Below are 26432 nucleotides of genomic sequence, written 5' to 3'. Positions count from 1 at the left end.
ATGCGTCAGTTTGAATCGAGCAGTGCGGCAACCGCCTGCGCGCTGCGCCGGGCACGGACTCCGGTGGACACAAACCCCAGCAGGCCAATCGCCAGCGCGGCCACGATCATGCTCCACCACACCGCATGGGTCGCCTGCGGGAAACTGGCCCACTGCACCGCGCCGGAATGGATGCTCGTCGCCGTCAGCGCGCCTCCCAGCGCAATCCCCAGCAGCGCGCCGACCTGCCGACTGGCGGAAGCGATGGCCGCGGCCACTCCAGCCTGCGTCCGGGGCATCCCGGCAATGGCGGAATTGGTAATGGGTGCGTTGCACAGACCAAAGCCGCATCCACACAGCCCATAGGATACAAGCAACAGAGGCAGCGGCGTGAGCGCATCCAGCCCGGTCAGCAGCACCGCGCTCGACCCGAATCCAACAGCCGAAAGCAGCAGCGGCAGGCGCGCGCCATAGCGCCCCGTCAGCCGCCCCGAAACCGGGGCGCACAGCATGCTGCCAAAAGCGAATGGCAGGGTGCACAGACCGGCCTGAAGCGCGGGCAGGCCCCGCACATCCTGAAGATAGAGCGTATTGAGGAACAGGAAGGCGCTGAAAATGGCAAAGGCCAGCACGGCGGTCACGATCGCGCCGGAAAACGGCCATGCACGGAAGAACCGCAGGTCGATCAGGGGCGAGGTCGCACGCTGCTCCACGATCAGGAAGCCCGCGATGGACAACAGCCCGAACCCGAGGAATCCGGAAATGGTAGGCGATGACCAGCCGTAATTATGCGCTTCGATCAGCCCCGACGTCACCATGGCCAGCGCCACGATCGCCAGAAGCTGACCCGGCGCGTCGATGCTGCGCCCCCTGCTGCCAGAGGATTCGGGTATGAAGCGCAGCGTCAGCCCGATCGCGATCAGCCCGATCGGCACATTGACCCAGAACACCGCCTGCCAGCCGACCCAGTGCACCAGAATGCCACCCACAACCGGACCCAGCGCCAGCGCCACGCCGGAAGTCGCCCCCCATATCCCGATGGCCTGCGCCCGGGCACGAGGCTCGACATAGACATTGGTCAGAATCGACAGGGCCACGGGATTGAGCATAGACCCGCCGATTCCCTGCACCGCACGCGCCATGACCAGCATTTCCACACTGCGCGCCAGACCGCACAGCGCGGAGCCGGTACAGAACAGACCTATCCCCAGCAGGAACATCCGCCGCCGCCCGAAGCGGTCCGCAAGCGATCCCACCAGCAGCATGAGGCTGGCGACCATGAGGGTATAGGCGTCCACCACCCATTGCAGGGTGGAAAAACTGCCATGCAACTGCGCGCGGATGGAAGGAAGGACGACATTGACGACCGTTACGTCCATCATGACCAGCAGCAGGCTGAGGCAGCAGGTACCCAGCACCACACGCGGATGGACGGCGGAAGAAGTGGTTTTTACCATGAAGGATCGCCCCTGACCGTGCCGGACTGCCCGACAAGGCGGGTACCGTCCAAATTCCAGCCATGACTGGAAGAGTTTTTCATACAGGGCGATATGGAGCGGGCGAAGGGAATCGAACCCTCCTCAGAAGCTTGGAAGGCTACTGCATTACCACTATGCTACGCCCGCTCATAAGGTTGCCCGACCTATACCGTTTCAGCCGCCTGCCTTGCAAGCCCATAAACCACCGGCGGGACGCAAACACATAAAACTTCTCTTTTTCCTTCATGCCCCCTTGACTTTGGACGCGAGTCATACTTTTTTCCGCTTCCTGTGCCGGGTTCGCATGGACGACCCGAAACGGCGCGGCGCAAGCCGCACCACATGTTTCGGGCATTCGCAGGCGGCTTTGCAGGGGTGTAGCTCAATTGGCTAGAGCGCCGGTCTCCAAAACCGGAGGTTGCGGGTTCGAGACCCTCCACCCCTGCCATTCTCCGGTCGGGCATTCCCCTTCCGGCCTGGCACCCGATGGGTCGGGCCACAATGGTCCGCACCGGTTCTAAGGCCCCGCATCGGCTGGAAATTTCCGGTTGGTGCGCCGTGGCGTTGCAGGAAGGGTATTTCGTGTCGGTCGGTCCCGCGAAATTTGTTGAAGACGTCCGTGCCGAAGCCAGAAAGATTACCTGGCCAACGCGGCGCGCCACCCTCATGACAACGGGTGCGGTGCTGGCCATGGCCGGTCTTGCGTCGGTATTCTTCTTCCTCGTCGACGAGGTGATCGGCCTTGGCGTACGGAAACTCTTCGGACTGGGAGGCTGAGTTCAGCCATGGCCAAGCGGTGGTATGTCATCCACGTCTATTCGGGCTTCGAGAAAAAGATAGCCCAGCACATTACGGAACAGGCGGCCCAGAAAGGGCTGGCTGACCATTTTGGTGAAATCCTTGTCCCGTCGGAAGAAGTGACGGAAGTGCGCCGTGGCCAGAAGGTCAATGCGGAGCGCAAGTTCTTCCCCGGTTATGTTCTGGTCAACATGGAACTGACCGACGAGGCATGGCACCTTGTCAAGGATACGCCCAAGGTCACCGGCTTCCTGGGCAGCAAGACCCGTCCTTCCCCCATCCCCAAGGTGGAAGCCGAACGGATCATGAAGCAGGCGCAGGAAGGTGTGGAACGGGTCCGTCCCTCCGTCACCTTCGAGGTGGGCGAGCAGATCCGCGTGGCTGACGGGCCGTTCACGTCCTTTAACGGCACGATCGAGGAAGTCGATGAGGAACGTGGCCGCCTGAAGGTCAGCGTCTCCATCTTCGGTCGCTCCACGCCGGTCGATCTGGAATACAATCAGGTCGAGAAGGTCTGATCCTTCCCATATCCAATTGATTAAAGGCACCTTCGGGTGCCTTTTTTATTGCCTGCCGATGGTGGACCGGCGCATCCCTGCCCCGGCCCAACAACGACGCGCCTTATCGGGAACGATGCGGCTGCGGGCGGGTATCCGTGGATGGCGCGGGCGGAAGGGCCTGCAACCGCTCCGTCGCCATATCCGCCACCTGCCCCGTCAACTGGCTCAGTGCTGCGACCATGGCGCGCGTGCCAGCCCCCGTGGGCGAGGCCGTCAGGGCCAGCGGCACGGACAGGACCTGCGCCGCATCGCCCGCCCGATGCACGGACAGGCTGCCGGTCAGATGGACCAGCCCCGCCGAATCCCTTGCAAACCGGCTGATCTCGACTTCCACAAATGCCTGCGCGGGAACGCTTGTCGCATCGTTCTGGGCAAACACGGTCCGTCCGGGCAGGCGCTGCTGCAGGTCGGCTGCCAGCACATGGCCCACCATGGGCGCCAGCGGTTCGCTCCACGCCGCAGCAGGCAGGGTGGAGAGGGAATAATCATCCTGCACCCCCACGATATTCTGCCGGTCCAGTGACGGCGGAATGCCGGGGGTGCGGACCTCGATCACATCGGGCACCGTTGCGACAGCCATGACCGGCTGCGTGGTGGCGACGGGGGCAAGGGAATACAGCGTCGGATCGGACGACCCGCAACCGCCCAGCGCCAGCAGACAGGCGGTGGTGACCCCCACCGCCATATGATGCCGCGCGGAATGTATGAAATGCCGGATGGGGCGTTGCATGTCTTATCGTCCCGTAATCAGTGCCGAGGGATGGCGGGTCAGGAAGTCGGACAGGAAGCGCAGCGAGCGCGCGGCCTCGTTAAGCTGCAGCATCATCTGCTGCAGGTTGCGATGGAAATCGGTATCGCCGCCATAGCTGGACAGAACCGCATTCGCGTTCTTCAGCGTGCTGTCCATGCCATTGAGCAGTTGCGGCATGTGGGCGCGCGCGTCATGCGATATGGCCTGAAGGTTCTGAAGCGAACCACGCAGCGCCGTCAGCGCCTGTTTCGTATCGGGGCTGTTGATGCGTGCATCGGCATGGGCCAGCAGGTTGTTCAGGTTTTCACCAACCTGCGTCAGCGGCATCGCGGCGATCTTGTCGCTTATGACCGACAGCGAATCCATGATACCGGCCATGCCGCCCGCCTGTCCGGGCAGGACAATGGCGTTGTCTTCCATCGAAATCTGTTCCGGTGACGCATTCTTCACGAAGGTCAGCGCGATTTCGGATTCACCGGTCAGCATGCTGGTGCTCTGCACCGTGGCCCGCAGCCCCGCCGCGACCTGCATGCGCAGCAGTCCGGTCATGGCTTCGGGCGGCACTTCCTGATTATCCAGCACGCGTTCGGGCTGGAGTTCCATGGCCACCCGCACATGCGCCCGGCCCGTGGCGGGATCGACCTGCAGCCGGACATCATCGATCATGCCCACCTGGATACCGAACATGGTCAGCCGCCCGCCCTTGGTCAGGCCGGATACGGAACTGGTCAGATAGGTTACAAGCGGGATGCGTTCGCGATACCCGGCGCTGTTGGCTTCTTCCGCACTGTCATAAAGCTGGAAGACCGGGTCGGCCCCCGGATTGACAGGCAGGGTATTCTTTTCATTGCGCGCATCAGGCGGGTCAAAGGCAACACCACCGGACAGCAGCGCCTGAAGCGACTGGAGCTTGACCTTCAGCCCACCCGGACCAAGGCCCACCTGCACGCCCGATACGTTCCAGAACCGTGTATTGGTGCGCAGGTAATGGTCATACGGGGCGCGGATGAAAATCTGCACCCGGATCGGCCCGCGTCCTTCGGGTGGCATGGTGTAGCCCAGCACTTCACCCACCACCACATCACGGAAGAAGATAGGCGCACCCTGCCCCAGTGAGCCAAGCGACTGGGTAGTCAGCGTATAGGTATGTCCCGGCTGGTCCGAACGTACCCCCGGCGGCGCTTCAAGCCCGGTGAAATGCGTCGTGTAGCGTCCGCCCGGTTCGCCCGCATCCATGGCGATATAGGCACCGGACATGACGGTCTCCAGCCCGGTGATGCTGGCGCCGTTGATGCGCGGACGCACCACCCAGAACCGGGCGTGATCCGTCAGCATGCGCCCCGCGGCCGAGGTCATGCGCACGCGGACTTCCACATGATGCAGGTCGTCGCTAAGCCGGATGGAATCAACCGTGCCCAGCGGAACCGCCTTGTTCTTCACCTCGGTCTGGCCACTGGTCAGGCCGTCCGCCGTATCGAAGGTTATGACCACCAGCGGCCCGCGGCCCGTAAGCCCGCGCCAGCCCAGATAGCCCGCGATCAGGATAGCGACGATCGGCACCAGCCAGACAACCGAGAAACGGTACCGCCGCGTCCGGGCCTGTGGCGGGGAGGCCTGCTGGTCATTTGAAAGGAAATCGTCGTTCACGCCTGATCTGGCTCCATGCTGACCGGCGCGGGGCCGACCGGGGAAAGGGAAGATGTAGCAGCAGTGCCGTCACGCATTTTTCGCGCGCGCAGCACGGCAGGCGGCAGGCCATCGGTTACGGGACCGTTGCGCCCTGCCGCATCCCACATGATGCGTGGGTCGAAACTCCAGGCCGCCAGCAGGGTCAGCACCACAACGGCGGCGAACGCCACCATCCCGGCATTGGCCGTGACGCTGGCCATCGCGTTGAAACGCACGACGGCGACCAGAATGGAAATCATGAACACGTCGATCATGGACCACCGGCCCACCATGTCGACCAGACGGAACAGCCGCGTGCGGGCGACCAGATGACCCCGCGCACCCCGCCATGTCTGCCCGATCATCCACCCCAGACTGAGGATCTTGAGCATGGGCACGGTGATGGAGGCGAAGAACACCAGCAGCGAAAGCGGGATCATGCCGTCCACCCACAGTTCGATCGCCCCTTCGATGATGGTATGCCCGCCACCGCCGCCCATGCGCATGAAAGTCATGACCGGGTACAGGTTGGCGGGAATGTAGAACACGATGGCCGCGATCAGGAAGGCGGTGGTGCGCGTCAGCGTCTGCGGCAGACGACGCCAGACCCTGTGTTCGCAGCGTGGACAGATCCCCACGCAGGACAGGTTGGACACCGGGTGCGCAAGCTCGCCCACCAGCCCGCAGGCGCTACAGGCCACCAGATGGTCCACCGGTGGCATGGGAATGTCATCAATATGGGTATAATCGACCGCCACCATCCGGTCGCCTTCGGCGCGGGTAAGGGAATCGATCCGGCGGTGCCGCCAGATCATTTCCGTATCCAGCGTCGAATCCGTGGCCGCCATGGTCAGCATCAGCGCGCCGATCAGGTACACCGCAGGCCCCACATCGACATGGGCCATGTCCGTCAGCTTGGTATAGGCGACGAAGATGCCAAGGATATACACCTCCACCATCGACCAGGGGCGCAGCTTGTCATACCAGACAAGGATGCGTGGCCCCCAGTCCGGCAACTGTGCGCGCGACCCGGCATACAGGATGGCGAACATGAAGCCGATGGCCACAGCCGGGGCCAGTATGGTCACCGCGCCGACAAGGATGCCCGCTTCCCCCCAGCCTTCGTGCATGAGTTCCATCGGACCGGTCAGCAGGTCGACCGTGCGCTGCCTGCCGTAAACATCCAGCGTCATGAGCGAGGAGGCGAGTGCCGCGAAATAGAAGGCGGCCGAACTGATACAGAACGCCAGCGGGGCGGCCAGCGGGGCCGTGCGCCGCCTGCGCGCCAGTTTCTGCCCACAGCGCACGCATGACGCCTGCTGCCCCGGTTCCAGGTCGGGTATGCGCTGGTACAGCCCGCAGCCGGGACATTCCGACAGGCCGCCGATAATCCGCACATGGCGGACGGGATTCAACCCGGCATCATCGCAGCGCAACTGCGGGGAGGAGGATGACATGCTCATGCCATCTCTAGCATATAGATCAAATTAAAATGGGGAATGCCGCATTTGAGATATTGCATCATGCCAGACCATCGTTTATCAGACGCCACAGGTTTGCCGACATAGCTCAGGGGTAGAGCAACTGATTCGTAATCAGTAGGCCCTCGGTTCAATTCCGAGTGTCGGCACCACCTACTTTTCCTCGAATGACTGATCCACGCTACTGCCCGCTCTGGCAGGCGCTTTGTGCTGTCATGTCTGCGTGACGCTGAAACTCCCCCTTTCTTTCTCCGCCATGCACGCACCTGTGGATATGAGCCTTTCCACTCCGTAGGCATCCCGGTCGAACGGGCAGACCATACCCTGCCTTGCGTTGATGAAGGATTAAGCGGGTCGCCCGGCCCGGTTCCGCCTACAGCCCGCACCATGCCAGAATCAGGCACATCCCCAGTCCCGCGACCCCGATCAGGGTTTCGATAACCGACCACGTCCATACGGTCTGCGTCACACTCAGGCCCAGCGTATCGCGCACCTGCCAGAAGCCGGAATCGTTCATCGGGCCGAACATGACCGCGCCCGCCCCCGTGGCCAGCACCAGCAGTTCAGGCGAGACACCATGGGCATGCGCCATGATCGGCGCGACGATCCCGGCAGTGGTGCTCATGGCCACGGTGGCGGACCCCACAGCCACCCGCATGCCCGCAGCCAGCCCCCATGACAGCAGCAGCAGGGGAACATGCATGTCCACCGCCGCGCGCGCGATCGCATCCGAAATGCCGCTATCCATCAGTTCCGCGCCAAAACCGCCGCCCGCGCCGATCATCAGCAGCAGGCTGGCCAACGGGCCAAGACATTCATTGGAACAGGCGAGTATCTTTTCCTTCGACAGCCCGCGCCGCAGCCCCAGCGTCCAGAAGGACAGGAGCGCCGCCAGCGCCAGCCCCACATTGGCGTCCCCCACGAAACGCAGCGCACTGCCCCAGCCATCCGCCATCGGCCCCATGAACCGCACGGCCGATCCCGCCAGCATCAGCACCATGGGGGCAAGGATGGTAAACAGCGTGATCCCGAAACCCGGCAGCGCGGCCGGATCGCGCGGCACATCGCGCTCATGCTGTCCCGCAACCGCCGATCCTGCATCGGCAGGCAGGCGGGGCACGATGAAACGGGTGTAAAGCGGCCCCGCGATGATCGCCACCGGCACGCTGACCACCATGCCCAGCCAGATCAGGCGGCCCACATCGGCATGATAGGCCGCAACGGCAAACATGGTGCCGGGATGGGGTGGCATGTAGCCCTGCACCACCGATAGCGCCGCCGTAACCGGCAGGGCGACATGCAGGACGGGCATTTTTGTCTGCCGCGCGATGGAAAAGGCCAGCGGCACCAGAATGACGAAGCCGACGGTAAAGAAGACCGAAAGCCCGACCAGCAGCCCGATCAGCATCATGGCCCAGTCCAGCCGCCTTGCCCCGGCCAGTGACACTACGGTCATGGCAATACGGTCCGCGCCACCCGAAACTTCCAGCATCTTGCCCAGCATGGTGCCCAGCGCGATGACGGAGGCAATCTGGCCAAGCACTTCCCCTGCCCCGCTCTCGAACGATGTCACGACCTTTGTGGCGGGCATGCCCGCGGCAAAACCCAGCAGGACGGACGCGATGAACAGGGACAGGAAAGGGTTGAGCTTGACCCGCTCGATCAGGAAAACAACGACACATATGGCCACAACAGCCAGTAACAGGGCCATTCCGACCGACATCGCTGCTTTTCCCTTTTCCTGCGGCTACCCCTAATGCGCGGCGGGTGTCGCCTGCTGCCAGCCCCCCCCAAGGGCGCGGGCAAGCTGTATGGTCGCCGCCGTGCGGGCATCCTGATTGGCCAGCACGCTGCCCTGCGCATCCAGCGCCTGCACGCGCGCCTGAAGCACATCGCCCAGCGTGCGCTGCCCACCGGCATACAGTCCGGCCATTTCCTGCGCAACCTGCCCCGCCTGCCGCATGGCGCGGGTCAGTTCCACATCGCGGCCATCCAGCGCCAGACGGTTTTCATACCCGTCCTCCACCTCCGCCAGGGCACGCAGGATGGTCTGGTCATACCCGGCCACGGCGGCATCCAGCCGGGCATCGGCGGCATGGATGCGCGCCTGTATGCGGTTGGCGGTGAAAATGGGCAGGTAGGACGTCAGCGCGATCAGGCCACCCGTGCCGGAAATGCCGGGGATGCCATCAAAACGCAGCCGCCCGTCACCGCCAAAAAACTCAAGCCCGAAGCGGGGCAGCAGATCCGTTTTCGCACTTTTCAGCCGGTTCAGCGCGGCATCCACCTGATCGCGGCGCGCACGGATGTCCGGCCTGCGCTCCAGCACGGTATCAGGCATCTGGCCCGCAGGTGGGGCAGGCACGAAAAACGCGGGTGGGGGCGGCAGTTCGGGCAGCCCTTCCGGCGTCTGTCCCGACAGGACAGCCAGCCGCCTGCGCACAAGGTCAAGCTGTGCCACCAGCATGGGGCGGCGCGCGCGCAGGTCCGACAGCCTGCGGTCAATGGCGGTCACATCCGCCGTCGTGGCCTGTCCCGCCGTAAAGCGGGCCTGACCGTAAGCCCGCAACTGCCCCAGCGTGGCGAGAGCCTGATCGGTCAGGGCGATCTGGCGTTGCAGGCCCCGGATCTGCAGGTAGTCATTCGCGGCATCGGCGGCGATGACCATCTGCACGCCGTGGAAATATTCCTCCTGCGCCAGCATCCCCGCCCGGGCGGCTTTTACATCGGCATGACGGCCGCCGAACAGGTCCGGTTCCCACGATGCGCCGATACCCGCCAGATGCCCGTCCGTACCCGGATCATTGGCGGGCAGGTTATCGGGATTGCGCCAGTACATGCCGCCACCCAGCATGTCACCCGTCGCCCCCACTGTGGGATACAGCGCGGACCGGGCCACCGTGTGCAGCGCCCGGGCTTCACGCACGCGATCACGCGCCATGCGGATGTCCGGGCTGGCGGCAAGCGCCGTCTCGACCGCCTGCGTCAGGCCCGGATCACGCCATGCCTCCCACCAGCGCGTCAGGTCCGTCGCGGGCTGCGCCGTTGCCGGTGCCTGCGTGAACCGTGCCGGTACCGTTACACGCGATGCGGGCGCACGCGTGTGAAACGGGGAACATCCCGCCACCAGTCCGACCGCCATCGCGATGCCCCCCATACGGGCCAGCCGCGCCAATCTGTTCCCCATCATTCCTGCCTTGCCAACATGGATCTGAAGCGCGCAAGCGCGAATACAAGAAAAACGATACCCGTAATACTGACGGTGAGCAGCGGCAGCATGATCGCGCCCAGCCCGGCCCCCCGGTACAGGATGGCCTGCGACAGGTTGACGAACTGCGTCGTGGGCAGGAAGCGCACCACCACCTGCATGGCGGCGGGCATGCTTTCCACCGGCGTCGCCGCCCCCGACAGCAGGTAAGCCACCGCATAGACCGGCACCACCAGCAGCCCGAACTGCGGCATGGTGGGGGCGACCGTCGCCAGCATGATGCCCAGCGCCGTTGCCGAAAACAGGTACAGGAGCGAACACACCGCAAACAGCAGGATCGAACCCGCAAGCGGCACCCCCAGCCACACATGCACCACCAGCCACAGTGACAGCATGGCGCCGACGAAAATGACCAGACCGTTGGTTACGATCTTGGCGACCGCGATCTCGCTGGCCGTGACCGGCATCACCAGCAGGTGCTCCAGCGTGCCGTGTTCACGCTCGCGGATCACGGCGGCCCCCACCAGTACGATGGACAGGATGGTGATGTTGGTCACGATCTGCATGACGGAGGTGAACCACTTCGATTCACTGTTGGGATTGAAGCGGATGCGGCTCTGCGCCGTGAAAGGCACCTGATCGGCCACGGATGGCGCATGCAGCATGTCCGCCACCGCGTTGAGCAGGATCTCGTTCAGATACGCCGTGCCCAGCCCCGCCTGCGTCATGGCGGTCGCATCCACCCGGATCTGCACGGCGGGCGTGCGACCGGCCAGCACGTCGGCTTCGAACCGTGGGGGAATATCGACCACGAATATGTAGTCGCCTTCATCCATGCCCCGCAGCGCCCCGGCGCGGTCCACCATGACCGGCGGCTTGAAATAGGGCGGCAGGACCCTGTCGCGCATGCTGCGTGACAGGGGGGACTGGTCTTCATCAATAAAGGCGACCGTGGCGTTGGAGACTTCAACCTTCACGCCATTGGCCACCAGCAGCACGCCAGCGCTGAAGGCGAATACGATCAGCCCCAGCAGCACGCGGTCATGGACCAGACTGCGCAGTTCCTTGACGCATAACAGACCGACATTGACCAGCCAGCGCATCATCGGCTCAGGCTTCCTGCTTTTTCAGCAGCAGGCGGGCAGCCACCATATAGATGGCCGCGAACCCGCCCAGGGCCAGGTACATGGTCCCGAAACTGCCGGTCCCCAGCCCCTTGGTAAAACAGCCAAGGCTGATCAACTGGTACCACGCCGCCGGAAAACCCAGCCCCACCATCCGGCTTATGCCCGTAAGCGTCGAAGCCGGGTACAGCAGGCCGGAAAAATTGACCGACGGGATCAGGCAGATGATGGACGTGCCGAAAATGGCCGCCACCTGTGAACTGACAAAGGTGGAAATCAGCAGTCCCAGCCCCGTGGCGGACAGCACGAACAGCACACCGCCCACCGTCAGCGCCAGCAGCGACCCCTTGAGCGGCACCCCCATCACCACAACCGCCACGATGACCAGCATGACATAGCTTATGGTCGCAAGCGCCGCATAAGGCGCCTGCTTGCCCATAAGATACTGCCCCACCGACGCGGGGGAGGCATACAGGTTGACGATGGACCCCACTTCCTTCTCGCGCACCACGCCAAGGGCGGTCAGCATGGTGGGAATCAGGATCAGGGCCAGCATGATCACGCCCGGCGTCATGGCATAGATGCTGCGGAATTCCTGATTGTAGGAAAAGCGCGGCTCCACCGTAATCGGCAGGCCCGCCGTGCCGGGCATTTCCCGCCCCAGCGTACCCGCGTAACCCATCAGCACGCCGGTCGCATACGCACGCACATTGGCGGCGAGGAACGGCACCGCGCCGTCAATGATCACCCCGATTTCGGGCCTGCGCCCCGCTTCCAGGTCACGGGCGAAACCGGCGGGAATATCCAGCGCCATCTGCGCCTGGCCGTTACGGATGGTGCGGTCCAGCGTATCGGCATCAGCGACGGGCGGCAGTTCATGGAAATAGGGGGAGCCACGGAAACTGTCGATCAGTTCATGACTGATCGTGGTGCGGTCATGGTCGCTGACGGTAAAGCCCACCCCTTCCACATCGAAGGAGATGCTTGACGCGGCAACCACCAGCAGGATCAGCGGCCCCACCAGCGCGAACATGAGGCGCAGACGGTCGCGCAGCAGTTCCACTGCCTCACGCCGTGCGAAGGCCCAGGCGCGCGGCAGCCACGCGCCACCCCACTGCCCTGCCAGCGCGCTCCATTTCCGTACTGCCGCATGCCACCATCGCGCACGCGCGGATGGAGCCGGTCTGGCCGCCGCCGTGGCGGTTTCCTGCGCGTCCGTTACCGCCTCCGCATCCTGCAGATAGGCGATGAAGGCGGTTTCCAGATCCGGCGCACTGCGCTTTTTCACCAGTTCGGCAGGCGTGCCCACCGCAAGGACATGGCCGCGATGCATGAGCGATATCCGGTCGCATCGCGCCGCTTCGTTCATGAAATGGGTGGATACGAAAATGGTCACGTGATCCTGCCGTGACAGGCGGATCAGGTGCCGCCAGAACATGTCACGCGCAGCGGGGTCCACGCCGGATGTCGGTTCATCCAGAATCAGGATTTCGGGATTGTTGATGCACGCGGCGGCAAGCTGCAGGCGCTGGCGGATACCCAGCGGCAGGGATGCGGGGCTGACATCGGCACAGCCACGCAATTCGAACGAATCAAGCGATTCCTCGACCCGGCTTACGGCCTGTGCCGGTGGAATGCGGTACAGCCGCGCCTGAAGCATGAGGTTCTGGCGCACGGTCAGTTCTTCATAAAGCGAGAACGCCTGCGACATGTACCCAATGCGCATGCGGGTTTTCATGTCGCCCGCCGTGATCTGTTCGCCAAACAGTTCCGCCGTGCCGCTGGTGACATCCAGCAGTCCGGTCAGCATCTTCATGGTGGTGGACTTGCCGCACCCGTTGGAGCCGAGGAAACCGAAAATCTCGCCCCGGTTGATGGTAAAGCTGACATCGCTCACCGCCGTAAAACTGCCAAAGCGGCGGGTCAGGTGTTCGGCCTCGATGGCGGGGGGGCCGCCGGGATCGACATAGGGCGGAATGACAAAGCCGCTTGCCTGCTGGCGCTTGCCTTCAGGCAGAAGGGAGATATACGCCGCCTCCACCGATCCGGTGCCGGTGCGCGCCAGCACGTTGGGGGTGCGGTCACTGATCAGGACGCGGCCTTCATCCATCGCCACCAGCCATGAAAACCGCTCCGCTTCCTCCATATACGCCGTGGAGACGATGACCGTCATGGACGGGCGTTCCGCGCGCAACTGGTCAACCAGCGTCCAGAACTGCTGGCGTGAGAGGGGATCGACGCCGGTTGTCGGTTCATCGAGGATCAGCAGGTCCGGGTCATGCACCAGCGCGCAGCACAGGCTGACCTTCTGTTTCATGCCACCCGACAGATGCCCCGCCGCGCGATCGGGGAACGGGGCAAGGCCGGTAGCGTCCAGCAGGCGCTGGATACGCGCATCGCGCGCCTGCGCGTCCATGCCGAACAGGCGGGCGAAAAAGTCGATGTTTTCCCACACTGACAGGGTCGGATACAGGTTGCGCCCCAGCCCCTGCGGCATGAAGGCGACCCGTGGCAGGAAGGCTTCACGCGCGCGCCGCGCGGCCATGTCCGCCCCCAGCACCGCAAGCCTGCCGGACTGGAGGCGCCGCACGCCCGCAATCAGCCCCAGAAGGGTGGACTTGCCCACGCCATCCGGCCCCACAAGGCCGATGGTCGTGCCGCCGGGCAGGTCAAGCGTCACATCATCCAGCGCGCGGACCGGACCATAGCGGTGGGTCACGCCGGTAATGGCGATGCCTGTCGGGTCCAGCGCGCCTTCCACGCTCATTGCGCCGCGTCAGCCACATCAAGGCCCGCGGGCCAGTGCATTGCGGAATCGGTGCGGACGTAGCCATCACCCGTCATGCCCGCCTTGAGCATGGTGCCATACCGCTGCGCCACGGCGGGGGCGACGCGCAGCTTGATACGGTAGACGAGCTTGTCACGCTCGGTCGCGGTCTCGACATATTTGGGGGTGAACTGCGCCTCTGGCGAGACGAAGGAAATGGTGGCGGGGATCACCTGCCCATGCAGGGCGTCAAGGGCAATGCGCGCCTCATCGCCCACATGCAGCCGTCCCGCCTCCCGCGATGGGCAGAATATGGTCAGGTACATATCCGTGGGGTCCAGCAGCGAGGCCACCCGCCCCCCACCGGGCAGGACCGCGCCCTTTTCCACGATACGGTATTCGATCCGTCCGGCCACGGGCGCATGAATGGTCATGTCATCCACCGCCACCGCCGCTTCCGCCACCTGCGCGCGGGCAGCTTCCACCATGGCCTGCGCCGCATCCGCCGCCCCACCGGCCGCATCGGCAGCGTCGGTTGCGGTGTCCAGACCCGTCTGGCGCTGGGACAGTTCCATGTCCGACACCAGATGCTGGCGGAACATGGTGCGCGCATGGTCCAGATCCGTCTGCGCCAGATGGCGCGCCGCCTGCCGCGCATCACGTTCCGCGCCCGCACGGACCACATCGGCCAGGGCCGCGTTCAGGTGGGCGCGGGCAGCGTCAAGGCGGGCGCGGGCGCTGGCGTCATCCTCACGCGCAAGAACCTGCCCGGCGGTGACGGTATCGCCTTCGTTAAAATCCAGTTCGGTGATGCGGCCGGGATATTTTACCGCCACATCAATGCGGGCCAGCTCCAGCCGCCCGTTGGCGCGCGCAAGCCCCGGTGGCAGTTCGCCGCGGTGCTGGACCACGTACCACCCGGCCCCGCCAGCCGCGACCAGTACGGCCAGTCCCGCACCGATCGCCCCATCACGCCACTTCATCCCAACAGCCTTTCCTTCGCATGCGATCCGGCACCCCTAACATGAAACGATACCGCATCGTATCTTTAATTTGCCCTATAAACAGCAGGGCGCTGACCCACACGCCCCATTTCACGGCAAACCTGCCCTGCCCACCGAAAGGGATATGCGGCTAGGGCGTGCTGTCGTTGCAGGCCCCGTCATGCTGCATCACATCCTCGGCCCGGCGCAGGACAAGCGCAAGCACATCCATCATCGCCTGCGACCGCTCCGGCGTGACGCCTTCCAGCACGCGGGTTTCCATCGCAGCACAGATCTGATGCAGGACGGCGCATTTCTGCCGGCCCCGCCGGGTCAGGACCAGATTCTTGGCCCGCCGGTCATCCTGATCGGGATGGCGTTCGACCAGCCCCTCGTTTTCAAGCAGGTCCAGTACGCGCACCAGCGCCGAACTGTCGGTATTCATCGCATGCGCCAGCGTGCGCTGGCTTACCCCCGCGGGCAGCATCATGAGATAGGCGAGCGGGCGCATCATCGCCATGCTCATCCCCTCCGTCCGCAGGGCGCGATCCAGCAGCAGCCGCCATGTATTGGCCAGCCGCATGGTCAGGAACGTCATGCGCATGTCCTGAAAACCTGTACCCTCGATATCGGGCAGTGGTGAACGTTCGGCCATGCGCGTCTCCTGCTGATGATCGACCCTGCGGAAGTCCTTCCGCGCCCGATAGCATGCCCGCCGGGGCGGATCATGGTCCATTTATGTGATGGCTGCCCGGAGGGGATAATATGGATATTATCGTTATAATTGACATGGCACTAATTGTCATACAATAGATATTGACCGCCATACCGCTTTATCTTCCCGTGGCATGCTCTATCACCATGCCCACATGCCGCAGCCCGGAGCCTGCACCCAGATGCTGTCCACCCTCATGCGCAGTTTTTCGAACGACGCCCGATGGGCCGCCATGCGCACCACGGCGGCCTACAGTGCGCGTGCGCTCCTGTCTGTCGGTATTGCGCTGTTCCTGGCCTTCACCTTCCAGCTCCAGTCCCCCATGAGTTCGGTCACGACCGTCATGATCGTGGCCAATCCCACGGTGGGCGCGCTGGTATCCAAAAGCGTATGGCGTGTGATCGGCACCATTATCGGGGCCTCCATCAGCGTGGGGCTCATGGCGGTATTCGTGCAGTCACCCACGCTGTATTTCATGGGGCTGTCGGTCACGGTGGGACTGGCCTGCATGGCCGCGACCTTCCTGCGGCTGTTCCGCGCCTACGCCGCCGTGCTGACGGGCTATACCATCGTCATCATTTCCGCCCCGGCGTTTGACGACCCTGACGGCATCTTCCTCAGCGCCATGTCGCGCCTGTCGGCGGTGGTGGTGGGGATCGTGACCACGGCGGCAGTATTCATGGTGACATCGCCGCGCCGGTCGGACACGCTTTTTGTCCAGATCCATGACCTGTTCCGCGATACGGTCAGCTACATCCTGTCCTTCCATCAGGGTTACAGCACGGTCCCCGCGCAGAACCCCGATGCCCCGCCTGCAAGTACTTTCCGCACGCTGCCCGCCACCTTCCATGACAGCCGCGCCGCCATGCTGGCGCGCATCGGGCGGCTGTCGGACGCGGTGGAATACGCGGCGACCGACAATTACGACATCAGCGTGCGCCAGCGCGAAATCCGCGCGGGGCTTGCCCGCCTGTCCGGCATTGTGGCGTCCTACCACCCGCACACCGTCACGGCGTCCAACACGGCGGAAGACCGCGCGGTGCATGGCGAAATCGTATCCATGCTGCAATATCTCATGGACCTTACCGCCGACAGCCCGCTGGAATCCATCTGGACCCGGGGATGCGCACGCATAAGCCAGACGCGCGCCATCATGATCGCGCAGGCCCGTGACAGCCATTCGCCCCAGTCGCTGCTGTTCCTTGACGATATTCAGGATCTGCTGGGCCAGATCGAAACCGCGCTGCAGGACCTTTCCCGCCGGGGCAGCGCCGGGCGACGGCTGCGGCTGCAACCCTATCTGGAATGGCCGACCGCACTGCGTAACGGCGCGCGGGGCGCAACGACGACCATGCTGACGGCGCTGATCTGGTACGTGCTGCACTGGACGGCGGGGCCGACCATGATGCTGTATGTCGTGGCGGCGGCCAGCCTGCTGTCCACCCTGCCATCAGCTTCCCGCGCGGCGGGACTTATGGCGTCGGGCACCGCGCTGGGGGTACCGGCAGGACTGTTATGCCATATCTACCTGCTGCCGCAGATTGATGGCTATCCGCTGCTCTGGCTTACGCTGTGCATCATGCTGCTGCCCGGCGTGTGGCTGCAGTTCCATCCCAAGGTGGGGATCGGGGCGTTCGGCTACTGCGTGTTCTCGACCATCATGCTGCAGATCAACAACCCGATCCACTATTACAACGACATAAGCCTGATGAACGGCTGGCTGGCGCTGCTTCTGGGCTGTGGCATGCTGGTGCTGTCGTTCCGTGTGATCCTGCCGCCCAACCACCGGCTGGACGCGGCCCGCCTTGTCAGTTCCCTGACGCGCAGCCTGCGCAGGCTGGCGCTGTCGGGGCGCAGGCAGGGAAAAGAATGGCTGGTATGGGAAAATCTTCAGCTACAGAAGGTACTGCGTCTTGCGATGCGCCTGTCCTTCTTCGCAAGGCCCGCGGCCATGCACCAGTATATCGACGCGGCACTGGCCACCCTGTCGCTGGGGCGGCTGATCGAGCGTGTGCGCATGATCGCCACAAGCCCCGATGTCACCCCCGCCCAGCGTGGTGCGATTTACGACGCGCTCGACGCCTTTTCCGAACTGGCGCACAACCCGCTGCTGACCGCGAACGCGCTGCGGCGGGCCGCCGGGATGCTCTGTCCGCCCGATGCGATAACGCAGCGGCCCGCAGCACAGGTCGAAGCCATGGCCTGTCTGGAACAGGCCGCCCGGATCATCCATGACATTCCGGGCTTTCTGGACCAGCGCGGCCCGCTGCAATGGGGAGAGGACTACCCTGCGGCCCATCGCCCTCCCCTTGCCGCCGTCAGGCCGGAAGCCGGCTGAGAACCGAGAACGACACCGCATCCATCACGGTTGTATCGACCTCATCGCCGACCTTCAGGGTCTTGAGGAATTCCTGCATCGGCTTCTGGCGCACCAGCACGACGCGGGTGATTTCATCGGGGTCGACAAAGGTGACCTGGTTGCGGGCCGTATCCACGCCCGTCACCTTCACACGTTCCCGCTTGAAGGAAATCATCATGCCATGCGGATGCTGGCCGGTGCGGGTGCCCGCTGCATTTTCGGTCGATTCCGGCACCGGCGTACCGGGGGCGGCGATGGACGCGTCAATGGTGCGGACGATACGCAGGCCGATCTTGTCGCCCGCATGCAGCACCGGCAGCTTGGCGCGCAGATCGGGGTCCACGCGCACGGTGTCCAGATTGCCCGCCTTGTCCCGCAGCAGGATCATCCCGGCGTCATGATCCACACTTTCGACCGTCGCGGTCGCAAGCTGGTTGCCCACGATAACCGGCGCCTGCGCCATGGCCGGCATGGCCACACCGGACAGACCGGCGGCCCCACCCACAACAGCCGTCGCCAGCGCCACGGCAACCCGACGGGATGCAAACAGCTTTTTATTCATACTTCAGGTTTCTTCCCTTATTATCAATGAATGCGAATCCCTGTGACCGGGGTTACACCCGGTCCAGCTTCCCCTATTCCGTAACGCAGGGCAACGCACAGATATCCAGCCGTTACCGTGCGGGGCACCCATGCGTCAGGCGTAATCCGGCACGCCGGGCATGACCGCAAAGCCCGGAAGGGCACGCAGGCCACGCGCCCAGCGCCGCAATGCCGGGCATGTATCGCGCTCCACCCCCACATCGGCGGACAGCGCGAACACGACAAACAGCATCACATCGGCAATGCTGGCCGCAGGGGCCGCGAACCAGTCATGTCCGTCCATTGCACGCACGGCCATGTGGTCTTCCATCCGGCGCAGCACGGCATCCAGCGCCCCGGTCGCGGGCGGAACCGGCATGGCGGTGGCCAGCGCCGCGCCACGGGCGGATGCCAGCGTATCGAGCGCACTGACACCAAAATCCAGCCAGTTCAGAATGGCCCATTCATGCGCGGGATCAAGCCATGCCCGCGCCACATCGGGCTGGCGGGCAATGTAATGCAGGATCGTGCCGGGCCGGGTCAGCCTGACGCCAGCGCATTCAAGCACGGGCGGGCATTCCCCCGCCAGCAGGCCATCCGCATGGTGCGGGGCGGGCAGGTCCATATCCACCGCCTGCATGCGGCATTCCACACCCATAAGCGACAGACCAAGACGCACGGCGTAGCTGCGCACATCCGGCGTCCAGTCATACAGCACCCTGTCCGCGCTCATGCCAGTTCTCCCATGATCGTCGCGGTCGGATTTCCGCTTTCCACCGCATCGCGCAGGCGCGACGCCCAGTGCGACAGCGCAACCGGGGTCGGGGCCGGTTCCCCGCTCCGCGCGCATACGACATGCAGCATGGCCTGCCCCGCGACGGGTTCATGCACCGCAAGGCCGACGGAGCCGCGCCAGGCCATGCCATCCACCGCCTCAAGGCCGATCGCCTGCCGCAACTGCGTGGCGCCACGGCGTACATGCACGCTGCGCACCGGCTGCACATCATCGGGCCAGTGCGTGGCATGGTCGGGGAAGCCATCCGTCCCTTCCATGTTGACCCATGCCAGTCCGGCATGTTCGCGCACGCCATAGGCCCGCACATGGATCGAAGCCGGAACCCGCACCTGCGGATGGGCCGGGATCAGCCTGCACCGCCCGGCGGCACCAAACTGCCAGCCATGGTACAGGCACCCCATCGCATCCCCGCGCACGAAGCCGAAACTGAGCCGCATGCCGCGATGGGGGCAGCGATCCTCCCACGCATGCAGGCTGGCGGCGGGGGTATCCTCACGCCACAGCACGACTTCATGCCCGTCGATCCGCACGCCCGCGACCTCGCCGGGGCGTATGTCGGACAGGACACTGACCGAATGCCATCTTTCCATGCAGTTTCCGCTCCCCCTATACATCCGGCCCGGCCAGTACATGCGCGTTCAGGCGCGACCGTCCCATCTTTTCACGCAACCATATGGCGTGCCATCACTGGTGCAGCTAACATTACACCGTCGTTACGGCAATGCGCCCCGCGCAATGGATCATCCACCCCCAACAGGAACCGGGCCATGACATCAATCCCTTCTGCCGCCGAAACCGTTCTGGGCGAATGGCATGTGATCAGCCCGCTGTCGCAACTGCGCACCACGCCGACCGATACCATGCTGCTGGACCGGCACATCACCTTCGGCCATGACAGCCGGGGCGAACCGTTTGCCTGTGACGTAGCGGAAAAGCGCATGCTGCCGGTGCAGGCGCGCTATGGCTGCCTGTGGACCTGCCTTGGCACGCCAAAGGGCGATATCGCGGCCATTATGGAAGCGGACGAGCCTGACCGCAGGGTGGTGGATTGCGGGGTGTTCACGGTGCGTACCTCCGCGCCGCGCATTGTCGAAAACTTCCTCGACATGGCGCATTTCCCGTTTGTGCATACCAACATCCTCGGCGCTGAACCGAATACGGAAGTTGCGCGCTACACCATTGAAATGCGCGAAAACGGCAACGAGGTCTGGGCCACGGACTGCCATTTCTACCAGCCGCAGGCCGCCCTTTCGGCCACGGGTGGAATCGAGACCGAATACCTGTACCGCGTGGCGGGACCGTTCATTACCCTGCTTTACAAGACCTGCCCCGCGCAGCCCGAACGCTTTGATGTCATCACCCTGTTCGTCCAGCCCATGACGCAGGAATGCAGCCGCGCGCATCCGGTCATGTTCCTGATCGATGATGTCTCGGCGCTGGATAGTCTGGTTGAATTCCAGCAGACCATCTTCCTGCAGGACCGCATCATCCTGGAAAACCAGCGCCCACGCCGCCTGCCGCTTTCCGGCGGGGCGGAGGTGCCGACAATGGCCGATCGCATGTCGGTCGCCTACCGCCGCTGGGTGCGTGACCGCAATGTCACCTACGGCACCATAAGCTGAACACCTGCACATAGCGCATTACGCCTGTTCACCCCGTGGGGCTGTCGGTGCGGGGTGCATGGTGTAAATCTGCAGCATTGCCAGACAGCGCACGTCAGGAAGAACAGACATGACCGAACAGAACACGCAGGATGCCTTTGAACAGGGCAAGGCCGCAGCGACAAAGGGTGAACCGCTGATCGAAAACCCGTTTGATGAAACCCTGCCCGCTTACGCCGAATGGAACAAAGGCTGGTGGAGCGTGCGCGAAAACGACGGTGATTTCGACCCGTTTGCCGCGTAATACGCCCAGGTCCCGCAGGGCCGCCCGGTCATTGAAACGTGACCGCCCCCCGGATTGTGGGGGCGCGCGGCGTGTGGAATTATTCAGGGCGACGGTTCGTTGATTACGAAAACGGCGACTGTCCTCAGGGTAAGGCGGCATCGGCAACGATGCCGCCTTATTTGTATCCGGTAACCGTCAGGACCGCGCCGATACGCTGCCGGGGGCATCGGGCTGCGCCTGCACCACCGGGCGCCTTGCCCGCGCACTGAAGCGGAAGGCCAGCATTGCCCCCGCCGATGTCAGGAAAATGGGTATCCACATGTCATGCCCGACCTGTGTGAACTCGATACCCAGTGCAACGGCGGTCAGCGGCATGGACATGAACGTGCCCAGAAAGGCGATACCACCCAGCAGGGCCACGGTGCCGACTTCCACCGGCGGCAGCCACAGGTTCCATACCGATGCCAGCACGCTCGCCAGCAGGGCACCCATGGTCAGGCTGGGTGTCAGCAGGCCACCTGCCGCACCAGCGCGCAACGCGCCCATGATGACGATGATCTTCAGCACCAGCAGGCTACCCGCAAGGCCAGGCCCGAGTTGCGCCGACAGTGCCAGTTGCATCGGCCCGCGCCCGTTACCGGGCAGTTGCGGGTAAAAGCAGGTCAGCACCCCAAGGGCGGGAAACACCAACAGACACCACCCTATGCGCGAAAGGCCTTTCGCCGCCCGATTCTGCGCCACACCCGCCAGCCGCTTGACCCCCTGCGCGCCAATCCCGATGACCGGCCCCGCGCACAGCGCCCACAGCACCACGGGGGCCGTAACCGCCATCGGGCCGATTGCATACTGATGCACGTTGCCCAGCACCGCCCACGGCACGAACGCCCCGATGGCCGATGTCGCAACCGCGCACAGCACGGCGCGCTGCCCCACACTGGCCAGCAACACTTCCAGTATGAACAGCGCACCACCCAGCGGCACATTATAGACAGCCGAAAGCCCCGCCCCCGCGCCACAGGCGATGATGATGCGCCGGTCTTCGGCCGTAAGGCCCATTACCCGCCCCGTGCCCGTGGCCAGCACGGCACCGAGTTCACGCGGCGCAACCTCCCGCCCCAGTGGCGAACCCAGCGCCACCGTCACGATCTGCAGCAGGACATGCACCACGGTAGACAAAGGCGGCATGACCCTGCCGCTGCCGGGCTGCTTTCCAACGGCTGCGGCGATGCTGACCAGTGGCCTGCCAAAACGCCCCAGCGCCCACCAGCCCACACCCGCCACCACGCCCGCCATGCACAGCGCGGCAAACCGCCGCCATGGCGGGGCCGCACTCACGCCCTGTACGAAGTTGTGCGGACCACCCACCTGCCCGTAGCCATAGGCCAGATGCTGGATCGTGTGCAGCATTACGGACAGCGCAATACCCCCCAGCCCGGACAGGACACCCGTGCCGATGACCGCCACCATCATGGCGGGCCATGGCGAGGTTGAAGCCGGAGCGGACGGGGAAGAAGCGGAAGCTGTCATGATTGCATCAGGTATGCCGGATAAGGGCCGGGGCGCAAGGTGGGTTTCAGAAGCGCAATGACAGGCTGGACATGTAATATGTCCCGCTGCTGCCACCTGCGCGCGTCAGCGCGGATGAGGTCATGAACCGCGCCAGTGTCTGCGCCCATGAAAGATGGGGATCGATCGTCCATGTCAGCGTCGCCTGCGGGGCAGAACCGATAAACCGCCCCGCATACTGGAACGCGTACTGCGACCCCGGTCGCGACACGGGCGCCTGTGTCGAATACCGCCAGTATACCGGGTAGCGCGCCTGCACGCTGAGCGATCGGTAGAAGGTCATCCGCAGTTCCGGCCCGATATCGATCATGTTCGATTCGGATACGGTCAGCGAGGAATCGACATAAGGCAGTTGCGGGTTGAAGGGCTGGACGTAGGTGCCGATCGTATTGCGCCGCGCGTCACCACCTGAAAACACATCCGCCTGCATGGCGATGAAACTGTGGAACCGGTCACGCGGGATGCGGTAGCCCACCGTCGCGTTGACAGACCACGCATCGATGGGTCGCGCGGGGCTGTTCGGCCCGGTGGCCCGGAAACTGCCCCCCTGCCATATCCCTCCGGTGGAAAATTCGATCGGGCCTGCAATGCCATGCCAGCGGCCACCGAAATTGTTACGCGTGGCCGAACCCGACTGCACCGTAAAGGCGGGAGTGGACACGGCGGACAGCGCGCCACCCACCTTGGTGCCCAGATAGAACAGGTCGAGGAACGAATACCCCGTCTGCCCGGCAAAGGTGAAATCCGGTGGCGCCCATGTCGTCGCCACCCCGTACAGCCGCGTGCCGTAATCCTGCGTATCATGAAACATGCCGCGCGGCGTGATGTCGGTGCCGACGAAATCCCACGCATCCACGCGCACACGCGACCAGACCGCGTATGTCCTGAACCCGTTCCACGCCAGCGGCACGCTGGAAGACATACGGTAGTACAGAACATAGGATGGCATATCCAGGAAAGCCTGCCGCCCGAACAGGAATCCCGCCTTTGCCCCGGCCACCTGTCCCTTTACTTCAACAAACGCCTGCTGTGCATCCAGATGCTTGCGGTACGTGCTGCCGTATCCGTAAGCCGCCCATCCCCCGGCATCGGCATTGACCAGTTCGCCATACAGCCGCACATGCGTGCCCACATGCACGTCCGCCCCATACAGGTTACGCACCGCAAAACGCCCGGAATCCGTTACATGCGCGCTTCCCATAAGGGGACGGTTCTCGAACCAGTTGCGCACCCGCGTCTCGCCCGAAAAACTGACCCATACCTGGCCACTCCCGGTGATGGGGACGTATTTCAGCACATCGAACGGATCATCATGCTTCGTTGCGTTGCGCAGGAAGCTCCAGTCCTCCGCCCAGCGTGCGACGCTGTACAGCCCCACCGCGCCGAAGCCTGAATCCTCCGCGTTGTCACGGTTGAACACGCCCCAGTCATACCGGTGGCCGGATGGATGGCGGTACGCCGTGGCGGAGGGGCGGATGGGCTGGCCCACCGGACTGGGCGATGGCAGGTACTCGGCCGGGGGCGGCACGGTGGCGGCTGCATGAACCTGAATGGTTTCGGACGCGGGACGGGCCGTGATGCTGACCGACGCCAGCGCGGAAGAAACCGGCACACAGCAGGCCAGGGCGCCAAGGCATCCCCTTGTGGTGTGGGACGGGACGAACATCCTGCGGGGCAGGACGGAAGGTACGGACATACGCTGAAAAGAAGCCTTTCGTTACGGATGCTTTCCAATACCGGCATTTATCCCCGCCGCAACCCCGGATCACCCCAAAAGGTGTGCAGGACGGCAACACATGGATAAAGGAACGACCTGCCTGAAAGACTGTAGCAACTTCATATTGCTTCGAGATATAGTTGCATGTACGGAATTACAGACAATAAAAAATTTCAGGGGCAAGGCAGGAAGGGAACACAATGAAATTCGTAATTGCCATCATCAAGCCGTTCAAGCTCGATGAGGTACGCGAGGGGTTGCACTCCATCGGTGTGGACGCGCTGACGGCAACCGAAGTGAAGGGATATGGCCGCCAGAAGGGCCAGACCGAAATCTATCGCGGCGCTGAATACAACATCCAGTTCCTGCCCAAGATCAAGCTTGAGATCGCGGTGCCGGACAGCCAGTGCGACAAGGTGGTCGAAGTGATCCAGAGCGCTGCCTGCACCGGCAAGATTGGCGATGGAAAGATTTTTGTCCTGGATCTGGAACAGGCAATACGGATCAGAACACAGGAAACCGGAGAAAACGCACTGTGATCACGAAGATTGGCAAGAAAGCCGCACTGGCGGGAGCGGTTATCGGCGCCCTGACCACCAGCCTGCCCGCCCTTGCGGCGGATGCGCCCGCCCCTGCGATCGACACCGGCGACACGGCATGGATGCTGACCAGCACCGCACTTGTGCTGATGATGACCATTCCGGGTCTGGGCCTGTTCTATGCCGGCATGGTCCGCAAGAAGAACGTCCTTGCCACACTCATGCAGTCGTTCGCGATCTGCTGCATCATGACGGTGGTGTGGATGGTGCTGGGCTACAGCCTGGCCTTCACCTCCGGCAACGCCTTCATCGGCGGCCTGTCGCGCGTGATGCTGAACGGTCTGGGGGCCGGTATTTCCAAGGGGGCGGATGTACCGTTCACCATGGCGGCGGGCACATCGGCCGCAACGACCATGACCATCCCCGAAAGCGTGTTCATGACGTTCCAGATGACGTTCGCGATCATCACCCCTGCCCTGATCGCGGGTGCGTTTGCCGAACGGATGAAATTCAGTGCGCTGTGCCTGTTCACCGTGCTGTGGTCGCTGCTGGTTTACGTGCCCGTCGCCCACTGGGTCTGGGGGCCGGATGGCTGGGTCGCAAGCCGGATCGGGGCCATTGACTTCGCCGGTGGCACGGTCGTGCATATCAATGCCGGTATCGCCGGTCTGGTGGCGGCACTGGTGATCGGACGGCGCAAGGGCTATGGCGTCGATGACCTGTCTCCCTACAACCTGACCTATGCCATCATCGGTGCATCCCTGCTGTGGGTTGGCTGGTTCGGCTTCAATGCGGGTTCCGCCGCCGGGGCGAATGGCCGCGCGGGCATGGCCATGGCCACGACCCAGATCGCCAGCGCCGCCGCGGGCGTGTCCTGGATGTGCGCCGAATGGATGAAGACCGGCAAGCCGACGGTTCTGGGCATCATTTCGGGTGCCGTGGGCGGCCTTGTGGCCATTACCCCGGCATCGGGCTTCGTGCTGCCGGGCGGTGCGCTGGTCATCGGCCTGGCGGCAGGTGTGATCTGCTTCTGGGGTGCAACCGGCCTGAAGCACATGATGGGCTATGACGACAGCCTTGACGCGTTTGGCGTGCATGGCATTGGCGGGATTGTCGGCGCGCTGCTGACGGGCGTGTTCGCCTACGGACCGCTTTCCGCCACCGACGCCAGCCCGGAAGGCGTCAGCGGTTCGTTCGCGCAGTTCATCGCGCAGGCGGAATCCGTGGGTGTCACCATCGCATGGTGCGCGGTGCTGACATTCATCATCCTCAAGGTCGTGGACCTGACGGTTGGACTGCGGGTTTCCACGGATGAGGAAATGGAAGGTCTCGACATGGCCCTGCATGGCGAGCGGATCAACTCCTGATCCCTTCTTTCCCCTGACCCTGAATGGAAAGGGCGGCCCCGATGGGCCGCCCTTTTTTTATGTCCGTCATTATGCCGCAGGCCGTGCGCAATGCGCCTGTGGCCGGT

Annotated in this window: 22 protein-coding genes and 3 tRNA genes; 9 read left to right on the top strand and 16 right to left on the bottom strand. The window is 63.9% G+C overall.

The genetic code is table 11. From position 1 onward, the window contains the following. Positions 1-5: 5 nt before the first annotated feature. Together CFR79_RS06585 and CFR79_RS06580 are read right to left on the bottom strand one after the other, a co-directional pair. On the bottom strand, positions 6-1436 hold the full coding sequence (locus CFR79_RS06585) for an MFS transporter (RefSeq protein WP_102325425.1): 1431 nt from the start codon (positions 1434-1436) through the stop codon (positions 6-8). Positions 1437-1530: 94 nt separating this feature from the next. Next, positions 1531-1604, bottom strand: a tRNA-Gly gene (locus tag CFR79_RS06580). 224 nt (positions 1605-1828) lie between these two features. On the opposite strand from CFR79_RS06580, the gene CFR79_RS06575 reads away from it, so the two are divergent. The 3 genes from CFR79_RS06575 (at position 1829) to nusG (ending at position 2773) form a co-directional block, all read left to right on the top strand. Then, a tRNA-Trp gene (locus CFR79_RS06575) sits at positions 1829-1905 on the top strand. Positions 1906-2039: 134 nt separating this feature from the next. Next, complete coding sequence (gene secE / locus CFR79_RS06570) at positions 2040-2234, top strand: preprotein translocase subunit SecE (protein ID WP_174234146.1); 195 nt, start codon at positions 2040-2042, stop codon at positions 2232-2234. Positions 2235-2242: 8 nt separating this feature from the next. Continuing rightward, positions 2243-2773, top strand: coding sequence for a transcription termination/antitermination protein NusG (nusG, locus tag CFR79_RS06565; RefSeq protein WP_102325424.1), 531 nt, complete (start codon positions 2243-2245; stop codon positions 2771-2773). Positions 2774-2876: 103 nt separating this feature from the next. Here the strand turns inward: nusG and CFR79_RS06560 are convergent, their stop codons facing one another. The 3 genes from CFR79_RS06560 to CFR79_RS06550 are packed head-to-tail and all read right to left on the bottom strand — an operon-like array spanning position 2877 to position 6697. Then, positions 2877-3545, bottom strand: coding sequence for a PqiC family protein (locus CFR79_RS06560; RefSeq protein WP_110547306.1), 669 nt, complete (start codon positions 3543-3545; stop codon positions 2877-2879). Between the two features lie 3 nt (positions 3546-3548). After that, on the bottom strand, positions 3549-5213 hold the full coding sequence (locus CFR79_RS06555) for a PqiB family protein (RefSeq protein ID WP_102325422.1): 1665 nt from the start codon (positions 5211-5213) through the stop codon (positions 3549-3551). After that, on the bottom strand, positions 5210-6697 hold the full coding sequence (locus CFR79_RS06550; protein ID WP_102325421.1) for a paraquat-inducible protein A: 1488 nt from the start codon (positions 6695-6697) through the stop codon (positions 5210-5212). The genes CFR79_RS06555 and CFR79_RS06550 overlap by 4 nt, the downstream gene beginning before the upstream one ends. 95 nt (positions 6698-6792) lie before the next feature. Between CFR79_RS06550 and CFR79_RS06545 the strand changes: the two genes are divergently transcribed. Continuing rightward, positions 6793-6867, top strand: a tRNA-Thr gene (locus tag CFR79_RS06545). A gap of 221 nt (positions 6868-7088) precedes the next feature. Here the strand turns inward: CFR79_RS06545 and CFR79_RS06540 are convergent. The 6 genes from CFR79_RS06540 to CFR79_RS06515 all read right to left on the bottom strand — a co-directional run bounded on the left by CFR79_RS06540 (position 7089) and on the right by CFR79_RS06515 (position 15452). After that, positions 7089-8438 (bottom strand): GntT/GntP/DsdX family permease, encoded by a 1350-nt coding sequence (locus CFR79_RS06540; protein WP_110547305.1) that lies wholly within the window; start codon positions 8436-8438, stop codon positions 7089-7091. 30 nt (positions 8439-8468) lie between these two features. Then, a complete protein-coding gene (locus CFR79_RS06535; protein ID WP_110547304.1) occupies positions 8469-9902 on the bottom strand; it encodes a TolC family protein in 1434 nt (477 codons plus the stop codon). Continuing rightward, positions 9902-11029, bottom strand: coding sequence for an ABC transporter permease (locus CFR79_RS06530; protein WP_110547303.1), 1128 nt, complete (start codon positions 11027-11029; stop codon positions 9902-9904). The genes CFR79_RS06535 and CFR79_RS06530 overlap by 1 nt, the downstream gene beginning before the upstream one ends. A gap of 4 nt (positions 11030-11033) precedes the next feature. Further along, a complete protein-coding gene (gene rbbA / locus CFR79_RS06525) occupies positions 11034-13814 on the bottom strand; it encodes a ribosome-associated ATPase/putative transporter RbbA (RefSeq protein WP_110547302.1) in 2781 nt (926 codons plus the stop codon). Continuing rightward, complete coding sequence (locus CFR79_RS06520; RefSeq protein ID WP_110547301.1) at positions 13811-14797, bottom strand: HlyD family secretion protein; 987 nt, start codon at positions 14795-14797, stop codon at positions 13811-13813. The genes rbbA and CFR79_RS06520 overlap by 4 nt, the downstream gene beginning before the upstream one ends. Positions 14798-14948: 151 nt before the next feature. Next, entirely contained in the window at positions 14949-15452 is a 504-nt protein-coding gene (locus CFR79_RS06515; RefSeq protein ID WP_371207715.1) for a MarR family winged helix-turn-helix transcriptional regulator, read from the bottom strand. 241 nt (positions 15453-15693) lie between these two features. On the opposite strand from CFR79_RS06515, the gene CFR79_RS06510 reads away from it, so the two are divergent. Further along, positions 15694-17850 carry an FUSC family protein gene (locus CFR79_RS06510; protein WP_181417375.1) on the top strand — a complete coding sequence of 719 codons (2157 nt, stop codon included), beginning with the start codon at positions 15694-15696 and terminating at the stop codon, positions 17848-17850. On the opposite strand, the gene CFR79_RS06505 is transcribed toward CFR79_RS06510, so the two are convergent. The 3 genes from CFR79_RS06505 to CFR79_RS06495 form a co-directional block, all read right to left on the bottom strand. Then, positions 17831-18433, bottom strand: a complete 603-nt coding sequence (locus CFR79_RS06505) for a preprotein translocase subunit YajC (protein ID WP_102325413.1) — start codon at positions 18431-18433, stop codon at positions 17831-17833. The genes CFR79_RS06510 and CFR79_RS06505 overlap by 20 nt on opposite strands. Positions 18434-18568: 135 nt before the next feature. Beyond that, positions 18569-19186 carry a glutathione S-transferase family protein gene (locus CFR79_RS06500; RefSeq protein WP_110547299.1) on the bottom strand — a complete coding sequence of 206 codons (618 nt, stop codon included), beginning with the start codon at positions 19184-19186 and terminating at the stop codon, positions 18569-18571. After that, positions 19183-19839: a Rieske (2Fe-2S) protein gene (locus CFR79_RS06495; RefSeq protein ID WP_110547298.1), complete on the bottom strand. Its 657-nt coding sequence runs from the start codon at positions 19837-19839 to the stop codon at positions 19183-19185. Before CFR79_RS06495 ends, CFR79_RS06500 begins: the two co-directional genes overlap by 4 nt. A 177-nt stretch (positions 19840-20016) precedes the next feature. Between CFR79_RS06495 and CFR79_RS06490 the strand changes: the two genes are divergently transcribed. Together CFR79_RS06490 and CFR79_RS15835 are read left to right on the top strand one after the other, a co-directional pair. After that, positions 20017-20871: an aromatic ring-hydroxylating oxygenase subunit alpha gene (locus tag CFR79_RS06490; protein WP_110547297.1), complete on the top strand. Its 855-nt coding sequence runs from the start codon at positions 20017-20019 to the stop codon at positions 20869-20871. Between the two features lie 109 nt (positions 20872-20980). Next, positions 20981-21154 (top strand): hypothetical protein, encoded by a 174-nt coding sequence (locus CFR79_RS15835; protein ID WP_162900425.1) that lies wholly within the window; start codon positions 20981-20983, stop codon positions 21152-21154. Between the two features lie 177 nt (positions 21155-21331). Here the strand turns inward: CFR79_RS15835 and CFR79_RS06485 are convergent, their stop codons facing one another. Continuing rightward, entirely contained in the window at positions 21332-22606 is a 1275-nt protein-coding gene (locus tag CFR79_RS06485; RefSeq protein ID WP_110547296.1) for a chloride channel protein, read from the bottom strand. A gap of 103 nt (positions 22607-22709) precedes the next feature. Further along, positions 22710-24398, bottom strand: a complete 1689-nt coding sequence (locus CFR79_RS06480) for an alginate export family protein (protein ID WP_110547295.1) — start codon at positions 24396-24398, stop codon at positions 22710-22712. 221 nt (positions 24399-24619) lie between these two features. On the opposite strand from CFR79_RS06480, the gene CFR79_RS06475 reads away from it, so the two are divergent. Further along, positions 24620-24958, top strand: a complete 339-nt coding sequence (locus CFR79_RS06475) for a P-II family nitrogen regulator (protein WP_102325407.1) — start codon at positions 24620-24622, stop codon at positions 24956-24958. Between the two features lie 26 nt (positions 24959-24984). After that, positions 24985-26325 (top strand): ammonium transporter, encoded by a 1341-nt coding sequence (locus tag CFR79_RS06470; protein WP_371207733.1) that lies wholly within the window; start codon positions 24985-24987, stop codon positions 26323-26325. The last annotated feature ends 107 nt before the right edge of the window (positions 26326-26432 follow it).

Origin of the sequence: Komagataeibacter saccharivorans, assembly GCF_003207825.1 — a bacterium.
Classification (GTDB): Bacteria; Pseudomonadota; Alphaproteobacteria; order Acetobacterales; family Acetobacteraceae; genus Komagataeibacter; species Komagataeibacter saccharivorans.
The sequence above is the reverse complement of the archived record's forward strand: the minus strand, read 5'-3'. Positions and strand labels throughout refer to the sequence as shown.